This window comes from Streptomyces sp. NRRL B-1140 (assembly GCF_001280065.1).
Taxonomy (GTDB): Bacteria; Actinomycetota; Actinomycetes; order Streptomycetales; family Streptomycetaceae; genus Streptomyces.
On the sequence record NZ_LGEA01000136.1, the window covers coordinates 70,751 to 85,955 of the forward strand.

A 15,205-nucleotide genomic window follows, 5' to 3' on the forward strand; every position below is an offset into this window, starting at 1 on the left:
CAGTACCCGCACTTTCCCGGTGCGGTTTCCGTCGGGCGTCAAATAGCGGGCGCCCACGAAAGAAGGATCTGATCCACACATGCTGATCGCTCAGCGTCCCTCGTTGACCGAAGAGGTCGTCGACGAGTTCCGCTCCCGGTTCGTGATCGAGCCGCTGGAGCCGGGCTTCGGTTACACCCTCGGCAACTCCCTGCGCCGCACCCTCCTGTCGTCGATCCCCGGTGCCGCTGTCACCAGCATCCGCATCGACGGCGTCCTGCACGAGTTCACCACCGTGCCGGGCGTCAAGGAGGACGTCACCGACCTGATCCTCAACATCAAGCAGCTGGTCGTCTCCTCGGAGCACGACGAGCCGGTCGTGATGTACCTGCGCAAGCAGGGCCCGGGTCTGGTCACCGCCGCCGACATCGCGCCCCCGGCCGGTGTCGAGGTGCACAACCCCGACCTGGTCCTCGCCACGCTCAACGGCAAGGGCAAGCTGGAGATGGAGCTGACGGTCGAGCGCGGCCGCGGTTACGTCTCCGCCGTGCAGAACAAGCAGGTCGGCCAGGAGATCGGCCGGATCCCGGTCGACTCCATCTACTCGCCGGTCCTCAAGGTCACGTACAAGGTCGAGGCCACGCGTGTCGAGCAGCGGACCGACTTCGACAAGCTGATCGTCGACGTCGAGACCAAGCAGGCCATGCGTCCGCGTGACGCCATGGCGTCGGCCGGCAAGACCCTGGTCGAGCTGTTCGGTCTGGCCCGCGAGCTCAACATCGACGCCGAGGGCATCGACATGGGCCCGTCCCCCACGGACGCCGCCCTGGCCGCCGACCTGGCGCTGCCGATCGAGGAGCTGGAGCTCACCGTTCGGTCGTACAACTGCCTCAAGCGCGAGGGCATCCACTCCGTGGGTGAGCTCGTGGCGCGTTCCGAGGCCGACCTGCTCGACATCCGCAACTTCGGTGCGAAGTCGATCGACGAGGTCAAGGCGAAGCTGGCGGGTATGGGCCTGGCGCTCAAGGACTCGCCTCCCGGGTTCGACCCGACCGCTGCGGCGGACGCGTTCGGCGCGGACGACGACGCGGACGCGGGCTTCGTGGAGACCGAGCAGTACTAAGAGCTCGGGCCGTCCGGTCCGTTCTCGGGCGCGGGTGCGCTGTGGCTTGTCGCGCAGTTCCCCGCGCCCCTTCCGGGAGCGCCCCTGCGGGGCGGCTCCCGGATCTCTGACAGGCAACCGTCTGCTCAGATACTGACCCCGGTACCTGATACGGCCGGGGCAGACACCTAGGAGAAACACCATGCCGAAGCCCACCAAGGGTGCCCGTATGGGCGGCAGCGCCGCGCACGAGAAGCTCCTCCTCGCGAACCTCGCGAAGGCGCTGTTCGAGCACGGCCGCATCACCACCACCGAGGCGAAGGCGCGCAAGCTGCGTCCGTACGCCGAGCGTCTGGTCACCAAGGCGAAGAAGGGCGACCTTCACAACCGCCGTCAGGTGCTCCAGGTCATCACGGACAAGAGCATCGTGCACACGCTCTTCACCGAGATCGGCCCGCGCTACGAGAACCGTCCGGGTGGCTACACCCGCATCACCAAGATCGGTAACCGCCGTGGCGACAACGCGCCCATGGCCGTCATCGAGCTGGTCGAGGCGCTGACGGTGGCGCAGGAGGCGACGGGCGAGGCCGAGGCCGCGACCAAGCGCGCCGCGAAGGACGCCGAGGCTGCCGAGGCTCAGGTCGACACGACCAAGGCCGAGGAGTCCAAGGACGCCGAGGAGTCCAAGGACGCGTAAGCGTCTGCCGGGGGCTGTCCGCAGGCGGCTTGCGGTTCGACGTGGCTGTTCGCGCAGTTCCCCGCGCCCCTGAGGGCGTTGTTGGCGGGTCCGTTCCCTTTGCAGGGGGCGGGCCCGCCTTTGTGTTGCTGAGAGGATCCTGGGGTGAGTGACGAAGTAGAGGCCGGGCACGTCCGGGTCCGGCTGGATCTGTCGTACGACGGGAGTGAGTTCTCCGGGTGGGCCAAGCAGGCCGGGGGGCGGCGCACCGTGCAGGGGGAGATCGAGGACGCCCTGCGGACGGTGACGCGGTCGGGGGAGACGTACGAGCTGACCGTCGCGGGGCGTACCGATGCCGGTGTGCACGCTCGGGGGCAGGTCGCGCACGTCGATCTGCCGCGTGAGGTGTGGGCCGAGCACCACCAGAAGCTGCTGAAGCGACTGGCCGGCCGGCTGCCCCGGGACGTACGGGTCTGGGCCCTCCGGGAGGCGCCCAGCGGCTTCAACGCCCGTTTCTCGGCGGTCTGGAGGCGGTACGCCTACCGGGTCACCGACAACCCCGGCGGCGTCGACCCACTGCTGCGCGGCCATGTGCTGTGGCACGACTGGCCCCTCGACGTCGAGGCCATGAACGAGGCCGCCCGGGGGCTGCTGGGCGAGCACGACTTCGCGGCCTACTGCAAGAAACGGGAGGGGGCGACCACCATCCGTACGCTGCAGGAGCTGAGCCTGGTGCGCGGTGACGACGGGATCATCACCGCCACCGTGCGGGCCGACGCCTTCTGCCACAACATGGTGCGCTCGCTCATCGGGGCGCTGCTGTTCGTCGGGGACGGGCACCGGCCGGCCGACTGGCCGGGCAAGGTGCTGGCGGCCGGGGTGCGGGACTCGGCCGTGCACGTCGTACGGCCGCACGGGCTGACGCTGGAGGAGGTCGGCTACCCGGCCGACGAACTGCTCGCCGCGCGCAGCAGGGAGGCGCGCAACAAGCGGTCGCTGCCGTCGGCCGGCTGCTGCTGAGGTCCGGTCACTCGTTCGCCGCGGCCGAGGCCTGGGCCTCGCCGCGGCGGCGGATCTGGTTGAACGTGAACTGGGCCAGGTCGTCCCCGGTCCTGTAGACCGCGGTGTCCTTGGGCGTCACGTTCTTGCCGCTGGTGAAGCCGGCGTTGCTGAAGTAGGCGTAGCGGCCGTAGGAGTTGCTGGTGGTGCGGCAGAAACCGGACTCGCAGAAGGCCTTCACACCGCCGCCGGAGAGCGACTTGATGTAGCTCTTCTTGGTGCTCTGGCCCCTTGCCTTGGCGGCCTGGGCCTCGGTGTCGAAGACGGCCACGCCGACCGTCACCGCGATGCCGTCCTTGACGTAGGTCACCCGTATCAGACGGGTGCAGTCGTTCCCGGTGAGGATCTTGGGGAGGGTACCGCCGGCCGCCGAGGCGCAGTCCCTCGTGTCCGCCGTGGGGCCCTTCTTGTAGACGGTCTCGCCCACGGTGAGCTGGGTGCCGGGGAAGAGCGTGTCCGGGCTGAGCGGGGCCTTGTCCTTCTTCGCGCTGGCGATGAAATCCTTCGGGTCCAGCGGCGGCGGGGCGCTGGTCGGGGCGAAGGACGGGGCCGAGGCGGACTGGCTCGGGATGTCGGACGAAGGCAGCGAGGTCGGGTTTCCCTTGTTGTCGCCGCCCGCCGAGACGACGGCCACCGCGACGGCGGTGCCGATCGCGGCCGTGGCGAACGCGCCGCCGCCGATCAGCAGGACCCGTCGTCGCTTGTTGCGGGCCTCGGAGGCCTCAGCGAGCGCAGCCCAGTCCGGAGACTGGCCGCCCCCGCCGCTGTTCCAGGGCTGCTGCGACTGCGGTTTCCAGGGATCCCACTGGGACTGAGGTCCCCCCTGCCCATAGCTCATGGGGCGCATCTTAGACGGGACAAGGGGCGTGCTGGTCCGCCCGGTTGGGCCCCCGAGCCCCTAGCGTTCCTCCCATGCGCACGGGCAAAGGCGACATCTGCGGGTGGTTGGGGCGACTGCTGCCGACCCTGGTGCTGCTGGGGTGTCTGCTGTCCTGGCCGGTCCTGGCGGCCGGGGTGTGGCCGTCGGTCGTGGTGGGGGCGCTGGGGGCGGTCCGCCGCCCGCGCGGTGGCCGGTCCGTGCTGCGATGGTGTGCCGCGGTGGCGGTGGACGTGCTGGTCTCGTCGGTGTTTCCGTATGTGAGGCCGCCGCGGCGGCGGACGCTGCGCAGGGTCGTCACCCTCTGTGCCGCCCTGTGCGTCTCGGTGACCGAGCGGCTGCGGTGATACCGCGTTTTGACCCTTGTGCTGCGCCCCGGTATTCTGCTTGTTCGTTGTGTATTGGCTTGCTCATTCTCACGGGACGGGCCCTTACACCGGTCCACCGGGCCGATGACCAGCGACCCCACGTACGCGGTATGCGTCGCCGCAGTGCGGTCCAGGCTGTCGTGATCGTTTCGGTGACCAGTTATGGACCATTCACTCGAAGCGAAGGCTACGAACCGTGCGTACGTACAGCCCCAAGCCCGGCGATGTGACGCGCCAGTGGCACGTCATCGACGCTCAGGACGTTGTCCTGGGTCGTCTCGCCACCACTGCCGCGACGCTCCTCCGGGGCAAGCACAAGCCGATCTACGCGCCCCACGTCGACGCTGGTGACTTCGTCATCATCATCAACGCCGACAAGGTGCACCTGTCCGGCAACAAGCGGACCCAGAAGATGGCGTACCGCCACTCCGGCTACCCGGGTGGTCTGCGCTCCGTCCGTTACGACGAGCTGCTCGACAAGAACCCCGAGAAGGCCATCGAGAAGGCCGTCAAGGGCATGCTCCCCAAGAACACGCTGGGCCGTCAGATGCTCTCGAAGCTGAAGGTCTACAAGGGTGACCAGCACCCGCACGGCGCGCAGCAGCCGCAGCCGTTCGAGATCACCCAGGTCGCGCAGTAAGTCCGGCCACCCCCTAAGACTGAAGAGAATCTGAGGAGCATCGTGGCCGAGACCACTGCCGAGCAGCCGCTCGAAGAGATCGACATCGACAGCTACACCACCGAGTCCGAGGTCCCCGTCGAGGGTGAGTACACCTCGGAGTCCATGGCGTCCCGCTTCGGCGAGCCCCAGCCGGCCGCCGGCCTGGGCCGTCGCAAGAACGCCATCGCCCGCGTCCGGATCGTCCCGGGCACCGGCAAGTGGAAGATCAACGGTCGCACCCTCGAGGACTACTTCCCGAACAAGGTGCACCAGCAGGAAGTCAACGAGCCGTTCAAGGTTCTCGAGCTCGAGGGCCGTTACGACGTCGTCGCCCGCATCGCCGGTGGCGGTGTCTCCGGCCAGGCCGGTGCGCTCCGTCTCGGTGTCGCCCGTGCGCTGAACGAGGCGGACGTCGACAACAACCGCGGCCCGCTGAAGAAGGCCGGCTTCCTCAAGCGCGACGACCGTGCGGTCGAGCGCAAGAAGGCCGGTCTGAAGAAGGCCCGCAAGGCTCCGCAGTACAGCAAGCGCTAAATCGCGTCGCCTGTCCTCGCGACCGGCCTCGCTACGATCGCCCCGGCGGCACGGTTGTGCTGCCGGGGCGGTTCGTTTACACAACCCCTACAGCCCCCGGACAGTCTCAGGGGGTGCACATCGGGATGTGAGCCGCATTCCCCTCAGCAATTCGGAGGACACCACTGTGGGACGACTCTTCGGCACGGACGGCGTGCGCGGTGTCGCCAACGCGGACCTGACCGCGGAAATGGCCCTGGGCCTCTCCGTGGCCGCGGCACACGTACTGGCCGAGGCGGGCACGTTCGAGGGACACCGGCCGAGGGCCGTGGTCGGGCGTGACCCCCGTGCGTCCGGGGAGTTCCTGGAAGCCGCGGTGGTCGCGGGCCTCGCCAGCGCCGGCGTGGACGTCCTGCGGGTCGGCGTGCTGCCGACGCCCGCCGTGGCGTACCTGACCGGGGAGCTCGGCGCCGACCTCGGCGTGATGCTCTCCGCCAGCCACAACGCCATGCCGGACAACGGCATCAAGTTCTTCGCCCGCGGCGGGCACAAGCTCGCCGACGAGCTGGAGGACCGCATCGAGTCCGTCTACGAGGAGCACCGCACCGGTGCCCCGTGGGACCGGCCGACCGGGTCCGGCGTGGGCCGTGTGCGCGACTACGAAGAGGGCGCCGACCGGTACGTCGCGCATCTGCTGAGTGTCCTGCCGAACCGGCTCGACGGGCTGAAGGTCGTCCTGGACGAGGCGCACGGCGCCGCCGCCCGGGTCTCGCCGGAGGCGTTCCAGCAGGCCGGCGCCGAGGTCGTCACGATCGGGGCCGAGCCCGACGGGCTCAACATCAACGACGGGTGCGGTTCGACGCACCTGGACAAGATCAAGGCCGCCGTCGTCGAGCACGGGGCCGATCTCGGGATCGCGCACGACGGTGACGCCGACCGGTGCCTCGCCGTCGACCACACCGGCGCCGAGGTGGACGGGGACCAGATCCTCGCCGTGCTCGCGCTGGCGATGCGGGAGCGCTCCGAGCTGCGGTCCGACACGGTCGTCGCCACGGTGATGTCGAACCTCGGGTTCAAGCTCGCCATGGAGCGCGAGGGCATCCGGCTGGTGCAGACCGCCGTCGGTGACCGGTACGTGCTGGAGGAGATGAAGGAGCACGGGTTCGCCCTCGGCGGCGAGCAGTCCGGGCACGTCATCATCCTCGACCACGCGACGACCGGGGACGGCACGCTGACCGGGCTGCTGCTGGCGGCCCGGGTGGCGCAGAGCGGGCGCACGCTGGCGGACCTCGCCGGTGTCATGCAGCGGCTTCCGCAGGTGCTGATCAATGTGCCGGACGTCGACAGGACGCGGGTGAAGACCTCGGCGGAGCTGTCCGCGGCGGTCTCGGACGCGGAGCGGGAGCTCGGGGAGACCGGGCGGGTGCTGCTGCGGCCCTCCGGGACGGAGCCGTTGGTCCGGGTGATGGTGGAGGCCGCTGATATCGAGCAGGCCCGGTCTGTTGCCGGGCGCTTGGCTGATGTGGTGAAGTCCGCGCTCGGGTAGTGAGAACGGGCAGGGGGGGCTGCGGTTGGCTGCGGGCTGACCGTCCGTCGTGGCTTGTCGCGCAGTTCCCCGCGCCCCTAGAGCTTGCCGATCCCCTGGCGTTGTCTCGACCAGAGCCACTTCTGGATCAGCAGGGTTGCTGTGCCCGCGACGATGATGCCCAAGAGGTTCAGCAGGAGCTGCTCAGTGGAACCCCACGTCTGCTTCGTGTCGCCGTAGCTGAGGGCGACTGCCGCGTTCGCGGCGGCCGGGATCGTGGTGACCGAGATGGCCACGCCGACCAGGGCGCCCGACTTGGCCGAGGTCAGGGAGAGGGTGCCGGCGATGCCGGCCAGGACCGCCACGATGAAGGAGAACTTGTCGGGGGCGTAGATGAAGCCGGTGTTGGGGCGGTCGGCTTCCAGGCGGCTCTCCGTGAACTGGCCGGCCGCGTCCATGAGGAGGCTGAAGCCGACCGTCACCGCCATCGCCACCGCGAAGCCCACCAGCAGCGCGATCAGCGAGCGAAGGGCCAGCCGCGGCCGGCGCCGGACGATCGCGGTGCAGATGCCGGTGAGGGGACCGAACTCGGGGCCCACCGCCATGGCGCCCACGATCAGGATCGCGTTGTCCAGGACCACACCGCAGGCGGCGATCATGGTGGCGAGCGTGATGAACGCGAGGTAGGTGACGGAGAGGGTCGACTCCTCGTGCGTCGCCTCGGTCAGCTGCTCCCACAGGACCGCGTCCGCGCCCTCGCCCGGGGCGTCGGCCTCCGCCTTGTCGGCCCGCTCCGACAGGGACAGGTCGATGGACTCGACGGCGATGGAACCGGTGGTGTCGATGCCCAGTTCCCGCAGCCCGGTGAGGAGTTCGTCGCCCGCCTCGCGGGCCACGTCGCACATCACCACGTCCCCGGCGGGGTCGCGGGAGACGCCGGGCATCACGACGAGGTGGGTGGTGCCGACCGTCTTCTCGATCAGCAGGACCACCTCGTCCGTCCTGTCGGCCGGTGTGATCAGACGCAGATGCAGCATGGCGCCCATCTAACCGGTCCTTCCCCCGGCCGTCACAGCTTGCGCAGGCTCAGCCGCTGCACCTTGTGGTCCGGGCCCTTGCGCAGCACGAGGGTGGCGCGGCCGCGGGTGGGCGCGATGTTCTCCACCAGGTTGGGCCGGTTGATCGTGCGCCACATCGTCCGGGCGTAGTCCAGGGCCTCCTCCTCCGAGACCTGGGTGTACTTGCGGAAGTACGACGACGGGTTCTGGAAGGCGGTCGCGCGCAGCTTGCGGAAGCGGTTGAGGTACCAGGTCTCGATGTCCTCGACGCGGGCGTCGACGTACACGCTGAAGTCGAAGTAGTCGGCGAGACCGACGCGGGTGCGGCCGTCCTTGCCGGGCAGGGCCGGCTGGAGGACGTTCAGGCCCTCGACGATCAGGATGTCGGGGCGGCGGACCGTGAGCCTCTTGTCGGGGACGATGTCGTAGATCAGGTGGGAGTAGACGGGCGCGGTGACCTCGTTCTTGCCGGCCTTGATGTCGGCGACGAAACGGGTCAGGGCCCGGCGGTCGTAGGACTCCGGGAAGCCCTTGCGGGACATCAGGCCGCGGGCCTGGAGGTCCTTGGTGGGCAGCAGGAAACCGTCGGTGGTGACCAGCTCGACGCGCGGGTGCTCGGGCCAGCGCGAGAGCAGGGCCTGCAGGAGACGGGCGACCGTCGACTTGCCCACGGCGACCGAACCGGCGACCCCTATGACGAACGGGGTGCCCGACTGGGAGCCCTGCTCGCCCAGGAATGTGTTCAGGGCGCCTCTGAGGCCGTCGGTGGCACCGACGTAGAGGTTGAGAAGTCTGGACAGCGGGAGGTAGATGTCCCGCACCTCGTCGAGGTCGATCACGTCGCCGAGACCGCGCAGCTTCTCGACCTCCTCGGCCGTCAGCGGAAGCGGCGTCTTGTCACGCAGCGCACTCCACTCGGCTCGGGTGAGGTCGACGTAGGGAGTCGCCTCCGGGCGGGGCCGGTGGGCGCTCCGGGGCATCGGGGAGACCGGAGAGATCACAGTCCATTGTTACGGGCGTACGAACGGGTGGTGAGGTGGGATCCGTCACGCGGGCTCACGACTCACCTCCTTTCGGGAGGAATCCGGCCGGGTGCTTCGGCGCCTTGGGTTTCGTACCCCGGTGGGAATTTCCGATTTCGGGCACGCTTCGGCCGGTTCGGCGCAGGATTCGACCCTAAGCTGCCGCCCATGTGTGGAATCGTGGGATACGTGGGGCCGCAGTCCGCGCTCGAGGTCGTGATGGCCGGGCTGAAGCGGCTGGAGTACCGGGGGTACGACTCGGCGGGTGTCGCCGTCCTGGCCGACGGGGGGCTGGCGACGGCGAAGAAGGCCGGCAAGCTGCTCAACCTGGAGAAGGAGCTGGACGGCAGACCGCTGCCGACCGGCACGACGGGCATCGGGCACACCCGCTGGGCCACGCACGGCGGGCCCACGGACCGCAACGCCCACCCGCACATCGACAACGCGGGCCGTGTCGCGGTGGTGCACAACGGCATCATCGAGAACTTCGCGCTGCTGCGGGCCGAGCTGGCGGAGCGCGGCCACGAGCTGTCCTCCGAGACGGACACCGAGGTCGTGGCGCATCTGCTCGCCGAGGAGTTCTCCTCCTGCGCGGATCTCGCCGAGGCGATGCGGCTGGTGTGCCGGCGGCTGGAGGGGGCGTTCACGCTGGTCGCTGTGCATGCCGACGAGCCGGACGTGGTCGTGGGCGCGCGGCGCAACTCGCCGCTGGTGGTCGGCGTCGGGGAGGGTGAGGCATTCCTCGCGTCGGACGTCGCCGCGTTCATCGCCCACACGCGTTCGGCGATCGAGCTCGGGCAGGACCAGGTCGTGGAGCTGCGCCGGGACGGCGTGACGGTGACGGGCTTCGACGGCCGCCCGGCCGACGTGCGGTCGTACCACGTCGACTGGGACGCGTCGGCCGCGGAGAAGGGCGGCTACGACTACTTCATGCTCAAGGAGATCGCCGAGCAGCCCAAGGCGGTCGCCGACACGCTCCTGGGCCGGATCGACGGTTCCGGGTCGCTGACGCTGGACGAGGTACGGATCCCGCAGAGCGTGCTGCGGGAGATCGACAAGGTCGTCATCGTCGCCTGCGGTACGGCCTTCCACGCCGGGATGATCGCCAAGTACGCGATCGAGCACTGGACGCGGCTGCCCTGCGAGGTGGAGCTGGCGAGCGAGTTCCGCTACCGGGACCCGATCCTCGACGCGCAGACGCTCGTGATCGCCATCTCCCAGTCGGGCGAGACCATGGACACATTGATGGCGCTGCGGCACGCCCGTGAGCAGGGCTCCAGGGTGCTGGCGATCTGCAACACCAATGGTTCGACGATCCCGCGCGAGTCGGACGCGGTGCTGTACACGCACGCCGGGCCGGAGGTGGCCGTCGCCTCGACCAAGGCGTTCCTGACGCAGCTCGTGGCGTGCTACCTGGTCGCCCTGTACCTGGGCCAGGTGCGCGGAACGAAGTGGGGGGATGAGATCCGGGCGGTGATCCGCGACCTGTCCTCGATCGCCGGTGCGGTGGATCGGGTGCTGGGCACGATGGAGCCGGTGCGGGAGCTGGCCCGCACCCTGGCCTCGAAGAAGACGGTGCTGTTCCTCGGCCGGCACGTGGGGTACCCGGTGGCGCTCGAAGGGGCGCTGAAGCTCAAGGAACTCGCCTACATGCACGCGGAGGGGTTCGCGGCCGGGGAGCTGAAGCACGGGCCGATCGCCCTGATCGAGGAGGACCTGCCGGTGGTCGTGGTGGTGCCCTCGCCGCGCGGCCGGTCGGTGCTGCACGACAAGATCGTGTCCAACATCCAGGAGATCCGGGCGCGCGGCGCGCGCACGATCGTGATCGCGGAGGAGGGCGACGAGGCGGTCGCGCCGTACGCGGACCACCTGGTCCGGATCCCCGCCACGCCGACCCTGCTGCAGCCGCTCGTGGCGACGGTGCCGTTGCAGGTGTTCGCCTGTGAGCTGGCGACGGCCCGTGGCAACGAGGTGGACCAGCCGCGGAACCTGGCGAAGTCGGTGACGGTGGAGTGAGTGGGAAGCCGGGGTGAGCCCAAGAGGCGAAGGGCCGGATGCCCTTAGCCCCTTGGCTCAGCCGGTCAGGCCGTCGGGTGCCCGGCTCAGACGGGCAGGCAGGTCGCCGGAACCCAGCCTTCCACGCTGGTGCTGTTGGGGCCGCCGAAGTACCACTTGTTGCTCGACTTGCCGCAGGCCGTGTAGCTGCCGCCCGTGACGGGCTTGCTGCCGCCGAAGCAGATGCCGCCGTTCTGGCCCTTGTTCCAGGTGCCGAGGGCGGTGGAGCTCGTCTTGGGCTGGCTGCGGAGGTTGACGGTCGCCTTGGGCTTCACGTTGGTCAGCGCGCTGCTGCAGTCGGGCTGCGTCGCCGCGGCGGCGGTGCCGGCCGTGGCGACGGTGCCGGTGAGGGCCGTGGCGACGAGAGCGATGGCACTGGCCGCGGTCCCCAGCGACTTGAACTTCATGGACGGTGTCCTCCCGTTTGGTGCGATGCCGTTTGCACATCGCAGTCAGCGCGAACTCTATAGCGAGCAGGGAGAGTTGAAGATCGCGGGGTCGACCGGGCGGTGTGCGGGAGCCGTTCGCGCCGGATCCGGCCCGTCACCGTAGGGTGCTGCCCATGAGCATCATCGGGGTCGGCATCGACGTTGCCGAGATCGAGCGGTTCGCGGCTTCACTGGAGCGTACGCCCGCGTTGGCCGAACGGCTTTTCGTGGAGCGGGAGTTGCTGCTGCCCAGCGGGGAGCGGCGGGGGCCTGCCTCCCTCGCCGCGCGGTTCGCGGCCAAGGAGGCGTTGGCCAAAGCGCTGGGTGCTCCGCCGGGGCTGCTGTGGACCGACGCCGAGGTGTGTGTCGAGAACACGGGGCGGCCCTGGCTGCGGGTGACCGGGACGGTCGCGGCCCGGGCCGCCGAGCTCGGCGTGCGCAGCTGGCACGTGTCGCTGAGTCACGATGCGGGCATCGCCTCCGCGGTGGTCATCGCCGAGGGGTGAGAACAGCTCTAGGACAGGGCCCAGAGCAGCGTGGCCGTGCCGACGAAACCGATCGCGCCCAGGGCCGCACCGGCCGCCGCCGGCCACGCCCGGCCCATGCCCTTGCGGGCGTAGTGGAGGCCCATGGCGCCGAACGTCATCGCGAGCGCTCCGGCCAGGACCGTCCAGGGAAACAGGAACGCCCAGGTCCCCGCGGCCGAGAAGATGCCGAGGACCAGGGCCGTGGGGCCGAGGGCGGTGGCGGGGCTGTCCGATGTCGCGGATGCGGTCGAGTTGGTCATGTCTCGTCGATCCCCCTTTTTGAACGAGTTCAAAACACGGCTCGACTATACGCCCGGCAAGGCATCCGGCGAAACAGGGGAGAGGGGAGGCGCGTTGAGGGGGAGTGGCCTGGCGGTACTGCGGGAAACTCGACCGCATGCGTACTGCGTACAGCGTGGAGACGGTCCGGAACGCCGAACGGGAGCTGATGGCGCGGCTGCCGGAGGGGGCGCTGATGCAACGCGCCGCCGCCGGGCTCGCCGCGGCCTGCGCCGACCTGCTGGGGCGGGTGTACGGGAGCAGGGTCGTGCTGCTGGTCGGCAGCGGCGACAACGGCGGTGACGCCCTGTACGCCGGAGCCCGGCTGGCCCGCCGGGGGGCCGGGGTCACCGCGGTGCTGCTCGCGCCGGAGCGGGCGCATGCGCCGGGGCTCGCGGCGTTGCGGCGGGCCGGGGGGCGGGTCGCGGCGGCCGGCCGGGGTGAGGCGCTCGTCGAGGGCGCGGACCTCGTTCTCGACGGGATCGTCGGGATCGGGGGGAAGGGCGGGCTGCGGCCGGACGCGGTGCCGTTGGCCGCGGCCGCCGCACGGTCGCGGGGAGCCGTGGTCGCCGTCGATCTGCCGAGCGGTGTCGACGCCGACACCGGGGAGGTGCACGGGGTCGCCGTGCGGGCCGATCTGACCGTCACGTTCGGGACGCACAAACCGGGCCTCATGATCGACCCCGCACGGGAGTACGCGGGGTCGGTGCGGCTGGTCGACATCGGGCTGGAGCTGCCCCCCGAGCCGGAGCTGGAGGCGTTGCAGCACCTGGACGTGGCCGGGCTGCTGCCGGTGCCGCGGGCGGAGAGCGACAAGTACCGGCGGGGTGTGGTCGGGATCGCCGCCGGGTCGGCGCGGTACCCGGGGGCCGCCGTGCTCGCCGTCTCCGGGGCGCTGCGGGGCGGCGCCGGGGCCGTGCGCTACGTCGGTCCGGCCGGGGACGCGGTCATCGCGCGGTTCCCCGAGACGCTCGTGTCGGACCAGGGGCCGAAGCATGCCGGGCGGGTGCAGGCGTGGGTCGTCGGCCCGGGGGCCGGGGACGACGCCGGGACGGTTGCGGAGGTGCTGGCGGCGGACGTGCCGGTGCTGATCGACGCGGACGGACTGCGGCTCGCGGACGCCGAGGTCGTGCGGGGGCGACGGGCGCCGACGCTGATGACACCCCACGCGGGGGAGGCGGCGGCCCTGCTGGGCGTGGACCGGGCGGAGGTCGAGGGCGGCCGGCTGACGGCGGTCCGGGAGCTGGCCCGGCGGTACGGGGCGACCGTGCTGCTGAAGGGATCCACGACGCTGGTGGCCGACTCGGCAGGCGGCGCGGTGCGGGTGAACCCGACGGGGACGGGCTGGCTGGCCACCGCCGGGAGCGGCGACGTGCTGTCGGGGCTCGGCGGCTCGCTGCTGGCGGCCGGGCTGTCCGCGGTGGACGCGGGGAGTGCCGGGGCATACCTGCACGGCCTGGCCGGCCGGCTGGCGGCGGACGGGGCGCCGGTGGGGGCGCATGACGTGGCGCAGGCCGTCCCGGAGGCGTGGCGGAATGTGCTGGGGTGACGGTTTGGTGTGTCGGCTCGGGTGGGCGGGTCGGCTGGTGGCGGGCGGGGCGCCGGCGGGGCGTGTGATCTGGCCGGGGGTGGTTCCGGAGCTCGGTGGCATGCCCTGGGGTGAGCGGGCGCCGGGGATCGAAGGGCCGGGCCGGTTGGAGGGGACCGAGCAGGAGGGCGACCACTCCAATGGCGGCACGGAACCAACGGCCGCGCTGTACGACACGCCCCTGCCGTCCTCCCGGTACCGCCCTCCGTACCGGGGTCGGCTCGCCGGGCCGCGTCGAAGGCGTCCTCGGCGACGCACAGAGGCCCGTAGGCGACCCGGCCTCGGAGCCCTCTGAGACACTGGGCGCGATGAGCGAGAGAACAGCCCCGACCGCGCCCCTGCGGGCCCGCGCCGAGATCGACCTGGCGGCCCTGCGGGCCAATGTGCGGGCCCTGCGCGCCCATGCCCGGGGCGCGGCCGTGATGGCCGTGGTGAAGTCCCAGGCGTACGGCCACGGGGCTGTGCCGTGCGCCCGCGCGGCGCTCGCCGCCGGTGCGAGCTGGCTGGGCACGGCAACGCCCGAGGAGGCCCTCGCCCTGCGGGCCGCCGGGCTGCCGGGGCGCATCATGTGCTGGCTGTGGACGCCCGGAGGGCCGTGGCGCGAGGCGATCGACGCCGAGCTGGACGTGTCGGTCAGCGGGATGTGGGCCCTGGAGGAGGTCGTCGAGGCGGCCAGGGGAGCCGGCCGGCCCGCTCGGGTGCAGCTGAAGGCCGACACCGGCCTCGGACGCAACGGCTGTCAGCCCGGGGACGACTGGGCCGCGCTCGTCGACGCGGCGCTGCGGGCCGAGGCCGAGGGGCTGCTGCGCGTCACGGGGCTGTGGTCGCACCTCGCCTGCGCCGACGAGCCCGGGCACCCCTCCATCGCCGCCCAGCTCGCGGTGTTCCGGGACATGGTCGCCCACGCCGAGGGACGGGGCGTCCGGCCCGAGGTCCGGCACATCGCCAACTCCCCGGCCACCCTCACGCTCCCCGAGAGCCACTTCGACCTGGTCCGCACCGGCATCGCCACCTACGGCATCTCGCCCAGCCCCGAGCTCGGCACGCCGGCCGACTTCGGGCTGCGCCCGGTGATGACCCTGTCCGCCTCGCTGGCCCTGGTCAAGCACGTACCGGGCGGGCACGGCGTCAGCTACGGCCACCGGTACGTGACACCCGGCCCGACGACCCTCGGCCTCGTTCCGCTGGGCTACGCGGACGGCATCCCGCGGCACGCCTCCTCGGCCGGCCCGGTGCTCGTCGAGGGCAAGTGGCGCACGATCGCCGGACGGGTCGCCATGGACCAGTTCGTGGTCGACCTGGGGGGCGACGAGCCGGAGGCGGGGGCCCAGGCCCTCCTCTTCGGACCGGGGGACCGCGGCGAGCCCACCGCCGAGGACTGGGCCCAGGCGGCCGGAACCATCGCCTACGAGATCGTGACCCGGATCGGAACACGTGTTCCTCGCGTCTATGTGAATGAGGAACAGGACGGGTAACTCGCACAGAGAA

At 71.0% G+C, this 15,205-nt stretch carries 16 protein-coding genes; 11 read left to right on the plus strand and 5 right to left on the minus strand.

Annotation, left to right across the window (positions count from 1 at the left end; all coding sequences use genetic code 11):
* Positions 1–79 precede the first annotated feature (79 nt).
* The 3 genes from ADK65_RS32245 to truA all read left to right on the plus strand — a co-directional run bounded on the left by ADK65_RS32245 (position 80) and on the right by truA (position 2,777).
* A complete protein-coding gene (locus ADK65_RS32245) occupies positions 80–1,102 on the plus strand; it encodes a DNA-directed RNA polymerase subunit alpha (RefSeq protein WP_003966937.1) in 1,023 nt (340 codons plus the stop codon).
* Positions 1,103–1,283: 181 nt separating this feature from the next.
* Positions 1,284–1,778: a 50S ribosomal protein L17 gene (gene rplQ, locus ADK65_RS32250; protein WP_053674528.1), complete on the plus strand. Its 495-nt coding sequence runs from the start codon at positions 1,284–1,286 to the stop codon at positions 1,776–1,778.
* Positions 1,779–1,922: 144 nt separating this feature from the next.
* Complete coding sequence (gene truA / locus ADK65_RS32255) at positions 1,923–2,777, plus strand: tRNA pseudouridine(38-40) synthase TruA (RefSeq protein ID WP_053674529.1); 855 nt, start codon at positions 1,923–1,925, stop codon at positions 2,775–2,777.
* A gap of 7 nt (positions 2,778–2,784) precedes the next feature.
* Here the strand turns inward: truA and ADK65_RS32260 are convergent, their stop codons facing one another.
* Complete coding sequence (locus ADK65_RS32260) at positions 2,785–3,654, minus strand: hypothetical protein (protein WP_053674530.1); 870 nt, start codon at positions 3,652–3,654, stop codon at positions 2,785–2,787.
* Positions 3,655–3,728: 74 nt separating this feature from the next.
* Here ADK65_RS32260 and ADK65_RS32265 point away from each other — a divergent pair, with 74 nt between their 5' ends.
* The 4 genes from ADK65_RS32265 (at position 3,729) to glmM (ending at position 6,781) form a co-directional block, all read left to right on the plus strand.
* A complete protein-coding gene (locus tag ADK65_RS32265; RefSeq protein WP_053674531.1) occupies positions 3,729–4,040 on the plus strand; it encodes a hypothetical protein in 312 nt (103 codons plus the stop codon).
* 217 nt (positions 4,041–4,257) lie between these two features.
* Entirely contained in the window at positions 4,258–4,701 is a 444-nt protein-coding gene (gene rplM / locus ADK65_RS32270) for a 50S ribosomal protein L13 (protein WP_033308956.1), read from the plus strand.
* 42 nt (positions 4,702–4,743) lie between these two features.
* Complete coding sequence (gene rpsI, locus ADK65_RS32275) at positions 4,744–5,256, plus strand: 30S ribosomal protein S9 (protein WP_053674532.1); 513 nt, start codon at positions 4,744–4,746, stop codon at positions 5,254–5,256.
* Between the two features lie 166 nt (positions 5,257–5,422).
* Positions 5,423–6,781, plus strand: coding sequence for a phosphoglucosamine mutase (gene glmM, locus ADK65_RS32280; protein WP_053674533.1), 1,359 nt, complete (start codon positions 5,423–5,425; stop codon positions 6,779–6,781).
* 77 nt (positions 6,782–6,858) lie between these two features.
* On the opposite strand, the gene ADK65_RS32285 is transcribed toward glmM, so the two are convergent.
* Positions 6,859–7,797, minus strand: a complete 939-nt coding sequence (locus tag ADK65_RS32285) for a DUF389 domain-containing protein (protein ID WP_053674650.1) — start codon at positions 7,795–7,797, stop codon at positions 6,859–6,861.
* A gap of 32 nt (positions 7,798–7,829) precedes the next feature.
* Positions 7,830–8,798 (minus strand): type I pantothenate kinase, encoded by a 969-nt coding sequence (gene coaA, locus ADK65_RS32290; RefSeq protein ID WP_053674534.1) that lies wholly within the window; start codon positions 8,796–8,798, stop codon positions 7,830–7,832.
* Positions 8,799–9,008: 210 nt separating this feature from the next.
* Between coaA and glmS the strand changes: the two genes are divergently transcribed.
* Entirely contained in the window at positions 9,009–10,856 is a 1,848-nt protein-coding gene (gene glmS / locus ADK65_RS32295; protein ID WP_053674535.1) for a glutamine--fructose-6-phosphate transaminase (isomerizing), read from the plus strand.
* Positions 10,857–10,942: 86 nt separating this feature from the next.
* Here glmS and ADK65_RS32300 read toward each other — a convergent pair whose 3' ends face one another.
* Positions 10,943–11,302 carry a hypothetical protein gene (locus ADK65_RS32300; protein WP_053674536.1) on the minus strand — a complete coding sequence of 120 codons (360 nt, stop codon included), beginning with the start codon at positions 11,300–11,302 and terminating at the stop codon, positions 10,943–10,945.
* Between the two features lie 155 nt (positions 11,303–11,457).
* On the opposite strand from ADK65_RS32300, the gene ADK65_RS32305 reads away from it, so the two are divergent.
* A complete protein-coding gene (locus ADK65_RS32305; RefSeq protein WP_053674652.1) occupies positions 11,458–11,829 on the plus strand; it encodes a holo-ACP synthase in 372 nt (123 codons plus the stop codon).
* An 8-nt stretch (positions 11,830–11,837) separates the two neighbouring features.
* Here the strand turns inward: ADK65_RS32305 and ADK65_RS32310 are convergent, their stop codons facing one another.
* Complete coding sequence (locus ADK65_RS32310) at positions 11,838–12,110, minus strand: hypothetical protein (protein WP_053674537.1); 273 nt, start codon at positions 12,108–12,110, stop codon at positions 11,838–11,840.
* A 137-nt stretch (positions 12,111–12,247) separates the two neighbouring features.
* On the opposite strand from ADK65_RS32310, the gene ADK65_RS32315 reads away from it, so the two are divergent.
* Positions 12,248–13,678 (plus strand): bifunctional ADP-dependent NAD(P)H-hydrate dehydratase/NAD(P)H-hydrate epimerase, encoded by a 1,431-nt coding sequence (locus ADK65_RS32315; protein ID WP_053674654.1) that lies wholly within the window; start codon positions 12,248–12,250, stop codon positions 13,676–13,678.
* 347 nt (positions 13,679–14,025) lie between these two features.
* Positions 14,026–15,192: an alanine racemase gene (gene alr, locus ADK65_RS32320; RefSeq protein ID WP_053674538.1), complete on the plus strand. Its 1,167-nt coding sequence runs from the start codon at positions 14,026–14,028 to the stop codon at positions 15,190–15,192.
* Positions 15,193–15,205 lie beyond the last annotated feature (13 nt).